Origin of the sequence: Bacillus sp. YKCMOAS1 (assembly GCF_030268125.1) — a bacterium.
Classification (GTDB): Bacteria; Bacillota; Bacilli; order Bacillales; family Bacillaceae; genus Bacillus; species Bacillus safensis.
In genome coordinates this window covers 550,501-564,445 of sequence record NZ_BSEI01000002.1, presented here as the reverse complement: position 1 = coordinate 564,445, position 13,945 = coordinate 550,501, and the positions used below count along the sequence as shown (strand labels likewise).

The 13,945-nt window shown below is 42.5% G+C and carries 17 protein-coding genes; 1 reads left to right on the top strand and 16 read right to left on the bottom strand.

The features are described from left to right. The first annotated feature begins 169 nt into the window (after positions 1-169). Complete coding sequence (locus tag QSJ46_RS07760) at positions 170-1,054, top strand: DUF1002 domain-containing protein (RefSeq protein ID WP_024422856.1); 885 nt, start codon at positions 170-172, stop codon at positions 1,052-1,054. A 37-nt stretch (positions 1,055-1,091) separates the two neighbouring features. Here QSJ46_RS07760 and lysA read toward each other — a convergent pair whose 3' ends face one another. The 16 genes from lysA to QSJ46_RS07680 all read right to left on the bottom strand — a co-directional run bounded on the left by lysA (position 1,092) and on the right by QSJ46_RS07680 (position 13,901). Continuing rightward, positions 1,092-2,417, bottom strand: coding sequence for a diaminopimelate decarboxylase (gene lysA / locus QSJ46_RS07755; protein ID WP_212040029.1), 1,326 nt, complete (start codon positions 2,415-2,417; stop codon positions 1,092-1,094). Positions 2,418-2,532: 115 nt separating this feature from the next. Continuing rightward, complete coding sequence (locus tag QSJ46_RS07750; RefSeq protein ID WP_047204120.1) at positions 2,533-4,005, bottom strand: spore germination protein; 1,473 nt, start codon at positions 4,003-4,005, stop codon at positions 2,533-2,535. Then, positions 3,959-4,567: a stage V sporulation protein SpoVABEA gene (gene spoVAEA, locus QSJ46_RS07745; protein WP_047204121.1), complete on the bottom strand. Its 609-nt coding sequence runs from the start codon at positions 4,565-4,567 to the stop codon at positions 3,959-3,961. Before spoVAEA ends, QSJ46_RS07750 begins: the two co-directional genes overlap by 47 nt. Before the next feature lie 6 nt (positions 4,568-4,573). Then, complete coding sequence (gene spoVAE / locus QSJ46_RS07740; RefSeq protein WP_007501045.1) at positions 4,574-4,924, bottom strand: stage V sporulation protein AE; 351 nt, start codon at positions 4,922-4,924, stop codon at positions 4,574-4,576. Next, positions 4,924-5,940: a stage V sporulation protein AD gene (gene spoVAD / locus QSJ46_RS07735; protein WP_107163399.1), complete on the bottom strand. Its 1,017-nt coding sequence runs from the start codon at positions 5,938-5,940 to the stop codon at positions 4,924-4,926. The genes spoVAE and spoVAD overlap by 1 nt, the downstream gene beginning before the upstream one ends. A 12-nt stretch (positions 5,941-5,952) precedes the next feature. Then, complete coding sequence (gene spoVAC / locus QSJ46_RS07730) at positions 5,953-6,405, bottom strand: stage V sporulation protein AC (protein ID WP_047204123.1); 453 nt, start codon at positions 6,403-6,405, stop codon at positions 5,953-5,955. Positions 6,406-6,425: 20 nt separating this feature from the next. Then, positions 6,426-6,842 (bottom strand): stage V sporulation protein AB, encoded by a 417-nt coding sequence (locus QSJ46_RS07725; protein ID WP_039179670.1) that lies wholly within the window; start codon positions 6,840-6,842, stop codon positions 6,426-6,428. After that, entirely contained in the window at positions 6,832-7,452 is a 621-nt protein-coding gene (locus QSJ46_RS07720; protein ID WP_034280357.1) for a stage V sporulation protein AA, read from the bottom strand. The genes QSJ46_RS07725 and QSJ46_RS07720 overlap by 11 nt, the downstream gene beginning before the upstream one ends. A gap of 114 nt (positions 7,453-7,566) precedes the next feature. Then, positions 7,567-8,334 (bottom strand): RNA polymerase sporulation sigma factor SigF, encoded by a 768-nt coding sequence (gene sigF / locus QSJ46_RS07715; RefSeq protein WP_024422864.1) that lies wholly within the window; start codon positions 8,332-8,334, stop codon positions 7,567-7,569. Positions 8,335-8,347: 13 nt separating this feature from the next. Next, a complete protein-coding gene (gene spoIIAB / locus QSJ46_RS07710) occupies positions 8,348-8,788 on the bottom strand; it encodes an anti-sigma F factor (RefSeq protein ID WP_024422865.1) in 441 nt (146 codons plus the stop codon). Then, positions 8,785-9,138, bottom strand: coding sequence for an anti-sigma F factor antagonist (gene spoIIAA, locus QSJ46_RS07705; RefSeq protein ID WP_024422866.1), 354 nt, complete (start codon positions 9,136-9,138; stop codon positions 8,785-8,787). The genes spoIIAB and spoIIAA overlap by 4 nt, the downstream gene beginning before the upstream one ends. A gap of 162 nt (positions 9,139-9,300) precedes the next feature. Further along, entirely contained in the window at positions 9,301-10,455 is a 1,155-nt protein-coding gene (locus tag QSJ46_RS07700) for a D-alanyl-D-alanine carboxypeptidase family protein (RefSeq protein WP_404841315.1), read from the bottom strand. 159 nt (positions 10,456-10,614) lie between these two features. Then, on the bottom strand, positions 10,615-11,427 hold the full coding sequence (locus QSJ46_RS07695) for a purine-nucleoside phosphorylase (RefSeq protein ID WP_285604531.1): 813 nt from the start codon (positions 11,425-11,427) through the stop codon (positions 10,615-10,617). A gap of 11 nt (positions 11,428-11,438) precedes the next feature. Further along, positions 11,439-12,623, bottom strand: coding sequence for a phosphopentomutase (gene deoB, locus QSJ46_RS07690; RefSeq protein WP_285604530.1), 1,185 nt, complete (start codon positions 12,621-12,623; stop codon positions 11,439-11,441). A 153-nt stretch (positions 12,624-12,776) separates the two neighbouring features. Continuing rightward, on the bottom strand, positions 12,777-13,667 hold the full coding sequence (xerD, locus tag QSJ46_RS07685) for a site-specific tyrosine recombinase XerD (protein ID WP_039179686.1): 891 nt from the start codon (positions 13,665-13,667) through the stop codon (positions 12,777-12,779). Positions 13,668-13,673: 6 nt separating this feature from the next. Continuing rightward, positions 13,674-13,901 carry a YqzK family protein gene (locus QSJ46_RS07680; protein ID WP_024428058.1) on the bottom strand — a complete coding sequence of 76 codons (228 nt, stop codon included), beginning with the start codon at positions 13,899-13,901 and terminating at the stop codon, positions 13,674-13,676. Between the last annotated feature and the right edge of the window lie 44 nt (positions 13,902-13,945).

Below are 13,945 nucleotides of genomic sequence, written 5' to 3'. Positions count from 1 at the left end.
TGACGAAATGACATGTCTTCATTTATTGGAAAAGGAACACATCTTAAAAAGAAAATTGAAACGTCGAGTCAATTTGTTACGTCTATATGATGGAGTGCATTTCTGTACGTGTACTCAAAAGCTGAGTTTCTCTTGAAAGAGGAACGCTTTCGACTTGAAGGAGGTCAACATGTTTAAAAAAATGATGCTTGGTATGATGGCAGCGCTCCTTTTCCTAATTGGTGCGCCAAAAGTCAGCTTAGCGGATGCAGCTGTCGGCGATGTCATCGTCACACTCGGGCAAGACTTAACACCAGCTGATCGACAAAAGGTTCTTGACGAGTTGAATCCACCTGAAAATGCGACAAAAATTGAAGTAACCAATAAAGAAGAGCACGAATATTTAGGAAAGTATATCCCTCGTTCTTCTATCGGGACGAGAGCATTATCATCTTCATCTATCACCATTGAGAAATCAGGTACTGGTCTGACTGTGGATACACACAACATCAAGACCATTACAGATGAGATGTATTTAAATGCTTTAATGACAGCAGGTGTCAAGGATGCCAAGGTTGTCGTCACTGCTCCATTTGAAGTATCTGGTACAGCCGCACTGACGGGCTTACTTAAAGCGTATGAGGTGTCAAGCGACAAAGCCATTCCAGAAGATGTGAAGCAGGTGGCAAACGAAGAGCTTGTGACTACATCTAAATTAGGTGACTCTATCGGGAAAGACAACGCTTCTGCCCTTATTGCAAAAATCAAAGATGACATTGCAAAAAACGGTGTCCCTAAAACCACCAAAGAAGTAGAAGAAAAAGTCGATCAGGCTGCTTCTGATTTGAACTTAAATCTGACGCAGGATCAAAAAGATCAGCTTGTCTCGCTATTTGATAAAATGAAAAACATCAATATCGATTGGAATCAAGTAGGATCTCAAATTGATAAAGCAAAAGACAAGATTACAAAATTCATAGAATCGGATGAAGGGAAAAACCTTCTTCAAAAGATTTGGGATTTCTTTGTCTCCATCTGGAACGCGATCGTCTCTGTATTCACTGGAGGAAAATAATTCATTAAAAAAGCTGCCTGTACCCCAGGCAGCTTTTTTAATTAGATGATTTCACTTTTGATTGATACGGTAAATCAAGTTTGACAATGTCCTCATAGGTTTCACGCTCAACCACAAGCTGCGCTTCCCCGTCCTCTACAAACACAACCGCTGGGCGCGGGATGCGGTTATAGTTGTTTGACATACTATAGCCGTAAGCTCCGGTACAAAAGACAGCCAATAAATCCCCTTGTGATAACTCTGGCAAATCGATATCCCAAATAAGCATATCTCCGCTTTCACAGCATTTACCGGCAATTGAAACGGTTTGATCATGCGTTTGACTCATTTTATTGGCACTTGCCGCTTCATATTTCGCTTGATATAAAGCCGGACGAATGTTGTCACTCATTCCGCCATCTACCGCAACATAATCGCGGATGCCAGGTACATGTTTTGATGATCCGATCGTATAAAGAGTCGTCCCTGCATCTCCAACAAGAGAACGGCCTGGTTCTATCCAAATCTCTGGCATATCAAACTCATAACGGGCCACGTTCTCTTTCACAGCTTGGATTATTTTCTCGACATATTCTGTCGCAGGAAGTGGTTCATCCTCTTCTGTATAACGAATCCCAAAGCCGCCGCCTAAGTTTAACACTGTAGAAATAAAACCAAATGATTCTCTCCATTCATCCAGCTTCATAAAGATTTTATCTGCTGCAAGGACAAAACCAGCCGTATCAAAAATTTGTGAACCGATATGACAATGGACACCTAAAAGCTCGATCACTTCTGAACCAAGCACTTGTTTCACCGCTTCATCTGCTTGTCCATTGTGAAGATCAAAGCCAAATTTTGAATCCTCTTGACCTGTCGTAATGTAATCATGCGTATGCGCTTCGACACCAGGCGTGATGCGGAGCAATACCTTCACTTTTTTTGACAGCTCTTGACCAAGCTGTTCAATGAGCTTCGTTTCATAGAAATTATCCACAACTATACAGCCGATCCCATGCTCTAAAGCCATTTTTAATTCTTCTCTGCTTTTATTATTGCCATGGAAATGAATTTTTTCTACTGGGAACCCAGCGCAAATGGCTGTGTGAAGCTCACCGCCTGAGACAACATCAAGAGATAATCCTTCTTCTTTAGCAAGCTGAAACATGGCAATAGAAGAAAATGCTTTACTCGCGTATGCTACCTGCGCTGTTAATTCTTCCTCTATAAATGCTTTTTGAAAGCTTTTTGCGCGCTCCCGTATTAAAGCCACATCATATACATAAAGTGGTGTCCCATACGTTTCAGCTAAAGAAACGGCATCAACACCACCAATTTCTAAATGACCGAGTTCATTTTGTCTGCAAGTGCCGTGTAAATACAATGTCATTCCCTCTTTCTCCGCTTCGGCTGAAAAAAGGCAGCTGCGTGAGCTGCCTTGTGCCTTGTCTCAAAGTTAAAAATACAATATCACAATCTTCAGCCACTTTCAATGAGCCTTAAGAATTTGGCGGAATTTTTGATCTGTTTTGAGGGTGAACGATGCTCGGTCTTACTTTTGAGCCAGGAACAGACGTCCGAATCAGCACTTGCCACAAAGCCTTCCCATTAAAAGGGAGGAACGGCCACATATAAGGCGTCTGCAATGAACGAATGGAAGTTAAATAAATGAGTAACAACGTAAAACCAATGATGAGTCCATTCAGCTTGAAGATCGCCACTAGTGCTAGGATGATGAGCCTGACAATCTTATTGGCGACACTCAGCTCATAGCTTGGCGTTGTAAAGGTACCGATCGCCGCCAGTGAAACGTATAAGATGACCTCTGGTGTAAACAAACCGACATCAATAGCGATTTGTCCAATTAAAACAGCCGCGATCAGTCCCATGGCGGTCGACAATGCGGTTGGCGTATGAATTGCTGCCATCCTTAAAAATTCCACCCCGAAATCAGCAAGGAACACTTGGAGAATCACAGGGATATGAGAAGGTTTGTTAAACCCAATATAGCTTAAATTGTCAGGCAAAAGATTTGGTTCAAGGATAAAAAGAAACCAAATCGGCAAAAGAAAGGTAGAACATAAAATGCCTAAAAAGCGTACCCATCTTAGGAATGTACCAACGGCAGGTGCCTGGCGATATTCTTCTGCATGCTGAACGTGGTGAAAAATAGTGGTTGGTGTAATGATGACACTAGGGGATGTATCCGTAATGATGATGACATGCCCTTCTAATATGTGGTTAGCGGCGACATCTGGACGCTCGGTATAACGCACTAGCGGAAAGGGATTATATCCTTGCTTAATAATAAATTCTTCAATCGTTTTATCAGACATCGTCAGCCCATCGACCTTAATTCCTGATACTTCTTTTTCTATAATATCTACAAGATCTGGGTCTGCAATATCTTCAATATAGCAAACACAAACATCGGCTTTGGAACGTTCGCCTACTTTGAGCATTTTGTATCGCAGCTTTTCATCCCGCACTCTTCTTCGAATAAGCGCTGTATTTACAATAATGTTTTCAACAAAACCGTCTCTTGCTCCCCTGACAACCTTTTCTGTATCCGGCTCCTCAGGCATTCTGCCAGGATAACTTCTAACATCAATGATAAAGGCGTAGTTTTCACCTTCTACAACAACTGCTACAAGCCCGGACAGTACTTGATCCACCGCTTCATCCAGCGTTTCTACCTTGGAGACCTGCTGATTGACAAGGCGGTTCTCGACTACATGTGCAAGATCATCTGATTCTGGTTCGTTGTCATTGATTTCGATTAGTTCTTTTAATAAGTAGATGACATACTGTGTATCACACAATCCGTTTACATAGTAAAGCTGGATTTCCTGATCGTGTATATAAATTTTCCGAACACCAAGGTCAAAGCTGAGACCCATTCCGACATTTTCTTTGAAGTAATCTTCATTTTTCTTCGGGTCTCGGTACACGTTTACCTTGTCTTTCTTCATGGAAGCCACTCCTTTCTAATATTAATTCCACTGCTTTCATCGTGATTGGAGATCCCTTGCTCAGATCATCTTTCCGTCCCATCTTGCCAATATCTCCAATCCCGACAACGAACGGGAGATTGAGGGAGTCAAGACAATACACTGTATCCCCGCTCATTTTATGGGGCTCCATTTCGGGAAGACCGTGTTTGTCGACACCGTATTCTGTCAGTTCACCTTCCCGGTCAATGGAGACATGGACCTTTGTCCATTCGGCTTGGTGCGTCTTGGATGCAACTGCAATCGCGCCAATGACTTCGATTTCAGGGTGGCGTGCCACATGTTTCATCGCCGTCTCGCCTGTTCCTTCACCGGTCAGTCCAGAATCATCAAACATCACAAAAACTGGATCATACGGCGTTTTTAAAATCATCTGAACAAGTTCAGGTCCTGTTCGTTTGCTTGGATTCCCTTTTGAGCTAGAAATACATCGTCCGCCGACGTTTTTAGCGGCGAGCTCAATGGTTTTGGCAGCATATATATCTCCGTCTGTCACTAAAATGACTTTCCGTCTTTGCCCCATATTAGGTTATCCTTTCGGTTTAAAGATAAGTGCGATAATAAATGAGAATAAAATCGCAGCTGATATACCAGCAGAGGTTAATTCAAAAATACCGATGCCGATACCAATGAATCCATGTACATCCGCTTGATGCATCGCCCCGTGAAGCAAGCTATGACCAAAGCTGACGATTGGTACGGTTGCGCCTGCACCGGCAAATTCAATAAATTTATCATAAATACCGAATCCGTCTAAAATGGTACCTGCCACAACAAAAGTAGTCATGACATGTGCAGGCGTGAGTTTGAGTACATCTAGCAAAAGCTGGCCAATGACACAAATAAGTCCGCCTGCCACAAAAGCGATAAGATAATCCATTAGCTCTCTCCTCCTGCACGCTCAAATACGACACCGTGCGCAATGGTTGGAATGGTCTCTTTTTGCTGAACCATCATCGGGCTGAGTAGCGCCCCGGTTGCCACAACGAGTACTCTTTGCAAATTCCCTGCTTTCATTTCTTGAAAAATATGACTAAATGTCACAATCGCTGAACAAGCACAGCCGCTGCCTCCAGCGAATACGTTTTGATCGGGCGTATAGATGATTAAACCGCAATCATCGTGCTTTCGCCCAAGCTGAATACCTTCTTCTTTCAGGAGATCCTTTAAGATCGGTGAACCAATGCCTGATAAATCTCCAGTTAAAATCAAATCGTAATCATCTACTGTTCTTCCTAAGTCTTCTAAATGCTGCTTGATGGTGTCTGCCGCGGCCGGTGCCATGGCCGACCCCATATCAAATGGATCTGTAATGCCAAGATCCATGACCCTGCCTACCGTTGCACTTGTAATTTGAATTTGTGAGGGCTCTTGGCTGATAATAACGGCTCCGCTCCCTGTTACGGTACTTGTTGCTGTATCTGGCTTTTGTCCGCCGTATTCGGTCGGGTTTCGAAATTGGCGTTCTGCGGTCGCATTGTGACTGCTTGTTGCTGCGATGGCTCTATTTGCAAAGCCACCATCAATGAGTGCTGACGCAATGGCGACCGATTCCATTGAGGTCGAGCATGCTCCAAACAAGCAGAGAAACGGGATCTTCAGCTCTCTTGCCACATAGTTTGCAGTGACGTTTTGGTTGAGTAAATCTCCAGCCAGCAACAGATCAATATCGCTTTTTTGCAAATTTGCTTTTGATAAAGCGGTTGATATCGCATCATCCATGAGCTTCCTTTCAGCCATTTCCCAGTTCTTTTGATCACAGTGCATTTCATCGTATGTTTTATCAATTAAATGTCCAATTGGACCTTCTTTTTCCTTAGGTCCTGCAGCAGTTCCTTCTGCATTGACATAAAGCTTGTGCTCAAATACCCAAGATTGTTTACCTGTTAGTTTCACCTTTCATTCCTCCTACGAAAACATCTTTTCCAAGATGTATCGAATGATCCCTACGATATATGCCGAGACGACACCGAACACAATGACGTTCCCAGCGAGCTTAAACATATTTGTGGCAACACCTAAAACAAGCCCTTCACTTCTATGCTCAAGGGCAGCACTTGTCATACTGTTAGCGAAGCCTGTCACTGGTACGGCCGATCCCGCTCCAGCAAACTGGCCGATTTTATCGTAAATACCGATTCCAGTTAATATAGAAGAAATTAAAATGAGGGTTGCCACTGTTGGGTTCCCTGCTGTCTTTTCGTTAAAATCAAAAAAGTGGATATAGAAATTCTGCAGCCCCTCACCTATTAGACAGATCAAGCCACCAATTAAAAACGCCTTGATGCAGTTGAGGACATAAGGTGGTTTGGGCTGATACGTTTTCACCTTAGATGGATAGTTCTCTTTTAAACTCGACACGTGTTGTTCCCTCCAATTTCTTAAATATAAATAAGCCAATGAAATAGTGAACCAAATATCTTTCCTAAGACGATGGCCATGAGCAGCAAAACAATTTTCCCGTCCATTCCAATTCTTTTCGTTAATATAGGAAGTACATTTAATACTTCAGTAAGTGCAGCTGCAAGCATGCCGACAAAGATGCCTGATAAAAGACCGACCGGCAGCGCCAGCCATTTGGTTAAATGCAGATGTATTTGACTTAAGGTGGCCCAGCCGCCAACAACCGCCCCGCTAATGACAGCCGCCTCGTACCCTTGTATGAAGCGCTGCGTTTTGGTTAATTGCATTAAGCGGGGGATGATGCCAAGCACTGTAAGAAATGCCACAAATCCTGCTCCGACTGTTAAACCGCCGCCAAGTCCAACGAGTACGACAAAAAGCCATTTACCGATCATGGATATCCTTCAATGTTTCTTTATTTTCATTGAGTGCGACATAATGATCGAGATCGAGCTGATATTTAAACATTTCCACTTCGAGCGGACTTGGTTCTTCATTTAAACGCTTTTTAAATACATGATTGAAAAACAAAATCATGCCAAAGCCGAGTCCAAAGCTATATGGAATTTGTAATAAATACGGATGCTCAACCGTTTTCCCTGTGATCATTTCATATAGGCGGATATGAACGAGCCGCATACTGACATCCTCGTGGAAATTCATAATGGCAAGCGCCGCTCCGACAAATAATAGAAGCCATACAAACACAAATAAAACGGGAGAAAGCTGGCGTTTGCCTGTATCAATTTCAACAATGGCCTCAGAGCCGCCAACGGTTTGAATGTCGATATCTGGCCACGTTTTTTTGATCGTTTTGACGACATGCATGATATCAAGAACGACGATGTGACGATCCTTTTTGCTGACATGATACACCGGCATTTTGCTAAGCTTTTGCACAGCAAACTCATCACCAGTGATTTGGGCGATATCCTCTAAATAAATGAGCTGATCTATTCCGGTCTTGATTCGATGGCGCAGCCGAATAAAGATTTGTCCGTCCATCCAAGTCACTTCCTATACGAGGGGTTAAAAATAGTATGTGGTGAAAAATGGTTCTCATACTGACAGAACTTGATTTACCGGTAATTACCACACAAAAAAAGCCAGCCGAATTGGCTAGCTGTCTTTTTGATCCATTTGCATTTGGATTTGTTTTAAAATTTTCTTTTCAAGCCGTGAGACTTGCACCTGTGAAATGCCAAGTCTTTCTGCAACCTCAGACTGTGTCTGGTCTTTATAATACCTTAAATACACAATGAGTTTTTCCCTTTCTTCTAATTCCTTGATCGCTTCTTTCAGAGCAATTTTGTCAAACCATCTTTCTTCAGAATGATCGGCAATTTGGTCAAGCAATGTTATTGGATCCCCATCATTTTCATACACCGTTTCATGAATGGATGATGGGGAGCGGACCGCTTCTTGGGCGAGGACGACATCCTCTGGTGTGATATCAAGGTATTCGGCAATTTCTTGAACGGTCGGCATTCTTCCATGAGACTTAGACAACTCATCCCTTGCTCGCCGGATTTTATTTCCGAGTTCCTTTAATGACCGGCTGACTTTGACCGTACCATCATCCCGAATGAATCGCTGAATTTCCCCGATGATCATTGGGACGGCGTACGTTGAAAACTTTACATCATATGACAAATCAAATTTATCCACAGATTTCAGCAGTCCAATACAGCCAATCTGAAACAGATCATCTGGTTCATATCCCCTATTTAAAAAGCGCTGAACAACGGACCAAACAAGACGCATGTTTTTTTCTACGAGGAGGTCTCTTGCTTGCTGATCACCGTCTTGGCTTTTTTTGATGAGCTCTTTGACTTCATCATTTGACAGCTGGGCTTTTTTAGCTTGCTTTTTTACCTCCACATCCATATGAGCAGCTCCTTTAATTACAAAGCGCTTTGCTTTTTGATAGATGCTTTGTTAAACGGATGGTCGTGCCCATTTCTGGAGATGAGTCCACCATGACATCATCCATAAAATTCTCCATGATGGTAAAGCCCATTCCAGAGCGCTCTAAGTCTGGTTTTGTTGTAAAAAGCGGCTGTCTTGCTTCCTCAAGATCGGTAATACCCATGCCTTCGTCACGGATGGTGAGGTAGACGACATGGTCATCTAATGTGACATGGATATGCACCTTGCCATCTGGATTCCCATCATAGCCATGGATGATGGAGTTTGTCACTGCCTCGGATACGACGGTCTTGATTTCTGTTAATTCATCTAAAGTCGGATCAAGCTGAGCGATAAACGCCGCGACTGTCACCCTCGCAAACGATTCATTTTGGCTTAATGCCGAAAAAGTCAGATTCATTTCATTTCTCATGACGCCACCCCCAATGTTTGCAAAGCCGTTTGCTCTGAAGGCTCCATACGAATGATTTTAAACAAACCAGACATATCAAATAACCGATTCACTGCTGGCGAGATGGCACAGACGACCATTTCTCCGCCAAGCTGCTTAATCTCTTTATATCTTCCTAAAATCACTCCGAGTCCAGAGCTGTCCATAAACGATAAATCAGCCAGATTCAGCACAATGTGGCGAATGTCCTCTGTTTCCAAATAATTCGTCACCTTTTGTCTCAATGTTTCTGCGGAGTGATGATCGAGCTCTCCTGTTAACCGAATGCAAAGTACGCTCTCTTTTACTTGAAAATCAATACCAAGGCTCATCTTTTTATTCCTCCTTGCTCTAATTTCGGATAAAGAGTGTTTCTCTTTTATAAGAAGTAAATCCTTCACCATGACAAAACTAGTGACCATTCGTCACATTTAGATGTTCTTTTCTTTTTCCTCATAGCAAAAAGACTGCCAATTTCAGCAGCCTTTCTCCTTTTATTTCCATTTTACAAAATCAGCCATTGCTCGTTTGAAGAAAGTCCAAATGCCTGCCTTTTCCATTCCTTCTTTTGCTTCTACAGGACTTTCATGCAGCACTTTTCCATCTTTTTTCAAGACGATCGTACCAAGTTCCGTTCCTTTTGAAAATGGAGCCTTGACATCATGAGACAATTTGATTTCTTTTTTGATCTGATCCACATTTTCGCCTTTTTTCGTTAGAAGGGAGATCGGTTCAGAAGTAACGAGCTGAATATTTTTCTTTTTCCCTTTGCTCACTTTGACCTCCGCCACATCTTGCCCTCGTTTGTAAAGCGGATGAGTCGTATATTGACTAAATGCGTAGTCCAGCATTTTGACTACCTGAGCGTTTCTGTCTTTCGGGGTGCTTGCGCCGAAGACAACCGCAATGACGCGCATGTTGCCTTTTTTAGCAGATGCAGTTAAACAGTATTTCGCTTCACCTGTAAAACCGGTTTTCACCCCATCGACACCTGGATAAAATTTAATCAGACGGTTTGTGTTTACAAGCCAGAATTTTTTATCTGTGTTTTGTCGTAGATAGTCTTCGTAGACACCTGTGAATTTGGTGATTTGTTCATATTTCAACAGCTCTTTTGCCATTATTGCCATATCGTGAGCTGTGCTGTAATGGTCTTTTTCAGGAAGTCCTGTTGGGTTTTGAAAGACTGTTGAGGTGAGGCCAAGCTCTTTCGCCCTTTTGTTCATCTGCTCTACGAACTGTTCTTCAGATCCTGCAATATGCTCTGCCATGGCAACTGAAGCATCATTTCCCGAAGCAATCGCAATGCCTTTCAGCATTTCTTTCACGGTCATTTCTTCTCCTGGTTCAAGGAAGATTTGTGAGCCTCCCATGGACGCTGCATAGTCGCTCGTTCTGACCTTGTCTGTCATTTTCAGTTTACCCTGATCTATAGCTTCCATGATGAGAAGCATCGTCATGATTTTGGTCATACTTGCGGGTGCAAGCTTTTCATCGCTGTTTTTGTTGTAAAGCACCTTTCCCGTGTCACGTTCTATTAAGATCGCTGATTTGGCTTCGTGTGCCAATTCTGATGTTTGTTTTTCTCCTGGTTTTTCAATCTTTTCTTTTGCTGTCGCAGATGGTGAAACCATTGAGATAAGGATCATTAAAATAAACAATGCACATATATGACGTTTCAAGTGGCAGACCTCCATTATCGTAATCCTTTCTATTTTTTCCTCATACAGGCTGTTTTATTCAGAGATCGTATGATTGCAAATAAAAAAAGCCTTCTGCTTGGGTAGCAGAAGGCTTCTGGACACATGCTATGAAAGTTGTTCGACAATGTCTTTTACTAAATCAAGAAAACTTGCTTTCACTTTTTCCGTTACTTCGATCACTTCATCATGTGACAGCGGCTGATCCAAAATACCAGATGCCGCATTGGAAATGCATGAAATGCCAAGTACTTTGATTCCTGCATGACGCGCAACAATGACTTCTGGAACAGTCGACATTCCTACCGCATCTGCTCCAAGTGTTCTTAGGAAACGAACTTCAGCAGGTGTTTCATATGAAGGGCCTGTCATCCCTGCATAAACCCCCTGCTGTACAGATATACCTAAACGCTGGGCTGTTTCTGCTGCAAGTGCCAGCAATTCTTTATCGTACGGTGCAGACATATCAGGGAAACGAACGCCTTGACTGTCATTTGGGCCAATTAATGGATTGGTTCCCATCATATTGATATGATCTGTGATCAGCATGAGATCCCCCGGACGGAATGACGTATTCACTCCGCCGGCTGCATTTGTGACAATGCATGTTTCAATACCAATTTCTTTCATCACACGGACAGGAAACGTCACTTGCTTCATATCATATCCTTCATAGAAATGAAAACGTCCTTGCATCGCGCAAACGACAGTGCCTCTCAGCGTTCCGATCACGAGCTGCCCTGCATGTCCCTCTACTGTTGAAACAGGGAATCCGGGAATATCTTCATATTTTATTTTGATTGGATTTTCAATCTCATCTGCTAAAATACCAAGCCCTGATCCTAAAATCAATCCAACTGTTGGTACATATGTCGATGCTTGTTTAATATATGCCGCCGCTTCTGAAAACTGTGCTCCCACGAGATTTCCCCCTATTTGAGTTTAGATAAAAAGCTTGTTCCGTATTTAGGCATCGTTGATTTGAAATTATCTGCAACGGTTGCCCCAAGATCAGCAAACGTTTTTGCTGTTGGCAGTTCATTTGCTTCCTGATGCTTTTTGCTGTAAGCAATGAGCGGAACGTATTCTCTTGTATGATCTGTTCCGTGATGAACCGGGTCATTTCCATGATCTGCTGTGATCACAAGAAGATCATCCTCTTTCAACAGGTCAAATACTTCAGGAAGACGTGCATCAAATTCCTCTAATGCTTTTCCATAACCCTCTGGATCTCTTCTATGTCCGTAAAGAGCGTCAAAATCAACAAGGTTCAAAAAGCTGAGTCCTGTAAAGTCTGTTTTAAGTGTATCGACCAGCTTGTCCATTCCATCCATGTTCGATTTTGTTCTAAGAGATGATGTGATTCCTTCGCCGTCATAAATATCAGAGATTTTTCCGATCGCAATGACATCGAGCCCATCATCTTTCAGTTCATTCATGACTGTACGGTCAAATGGTTTTAACGCATAATCATGACGGTTTGGCGTTCTAACAAAAGCACCAGGCTCTCCAACAAACGGACGAGCGATAATCCGTCCAACCATATACCTTTCATCTAATGTGAGTTCACGGGCAATTTCACAAATACGGTAAAGCTCATCTAATGGCACAACTTCTTCGTGCGCAGCAATTTGCAGCACAGAATCTGCAGATGTATAAACGATTAAATCGCCTGTTTTCATGTGCTCTTCGCCAAGCTCATCTAAAATTTCCGTACCAGACGCAGGTTTATTTCCAATAATACCCCGGCCAGTTTTTTCTTTTAATTCATTTAATAGTTCATCTGGGAATCCGTCTGGAAAGACTTTGAACGGTGTGTCTATGTAAAGACCCATGATTTCCCAGTGCCCTGTCATTGTGTCTTTACCATTTGATGCTTCTTGCATTTTTCCATAATACGCAAGCGGTTTTTCATCCGCTGGAATTCCTTTGATTTCTTTAATATGACTCAGCCCAAGCTTCGCCATATTCGGCATATGAAGCCCGTTCATTTTTTCAGCAATATGTCCAAGTGTATCTGCACCTACATCATTAAAATCAGCAGCATCTGGTGCTTCCCCAATCCCTACTGAATCCATTACGACGAGGAAAATGCGTTTATACTGATAATCAGGCATTAAAAAGCGCCTCCTTCAATATTCTTGTCTTTTGACCTTACAAACAGTAAGAGGTCAGACATCTCAAGTATAAACCGTTTACAAGCCAGTTGACAACCATAAACGGCGTAAAGATGAAAAAGCATGACACCCATTCATCGTGTCATGCTTTACTTATGCCCTTGGATGGAATTTGTGATACACATCTTTCAGTCTTGTTTTCGTCACATGTGTATAAATTTGTGTTGTTGAGATATCGGCATGTCCGAGCATCTCCTGTACGGCTCTTAAGTCCGCACCGTTTTCAAGCAGGTGTGTAGCAAATGAATGTCTGAGCGTATGAGGCGTCAGTTCCTTTTGAATCCCTGCTTCAATGGCTCGTTTTTTTAAGTTCTTCCAAAAGCCCTGGCGCGACATTTTTTTCCCGTGATGATTGAGAAACAAGGCATCGGACGGCTGTTTTTTTAACAGCTTGCTTCTTCCCTTTTCGATATATTCTTCAATTGCGCTTGCGGCAGCTTCACCGATTGGCACAATTCGCTCTTTTCTTCCTTTTCCAAAACAGCGGATAAAGCCCATTGTGAGGTGAACATCGGCAAGAGTCAGATCCAGCATTTCACTAACGCGAATGCCGGTTGCATATAAGAGCTCAAGCATTGCTTTGTCTCGGTAGTCAAAGGGAGTGTGCTGATTTGGTGTATCAAGCAGCTTTTCGACCTCCCCTAATGATAAAACTTTCGGTAATGTTCGCTCTGTTTTTTGGGTTTCAATGTTCCATGACGGGTCATCCGTTGTCACTTTTTCCCGAAGCAGAAATTGATGAAAAGAACGGATTGATGATAGATGCCGTACAGACGTTTTACTCGATTTCCCTTCCTCTTTTAGCTGCTTTAAATAATGAATGATATGCAGGCGCGTGACATCGCTAATATCCGTCAGCTGTTCATGTGTCATTAAAAAAGACAAGTAGTTCTGCAAATCTCTTTTATAAGAAACAATGGTATTTTCAGAGAGTCCTCTCTCTACGGTCATAAAATGAATAAAGTCGGATAATTGATCGTTCAATGATTTCTACTCCCCGTTTTGATAAAAATAAATCAATCGGTCTTGCCAATTGTCTTGATTCGGCTGATCCATTTCCATCACTTTAATTGCTGCACCCTCTGGTTTATCATAACGATGGTAGCTTTCATATTCTGAATTTATCCATATCATAGCATAATAGAACAGGACGGTAAAACCTGTGAACAAGATAAATACTTTGATCACTTCACCTGTTGTTTTGAGCCATTTTCGCATGATCTTCAAGTCCTTTCTCACCTTCTCATTACTTCAGCATATGC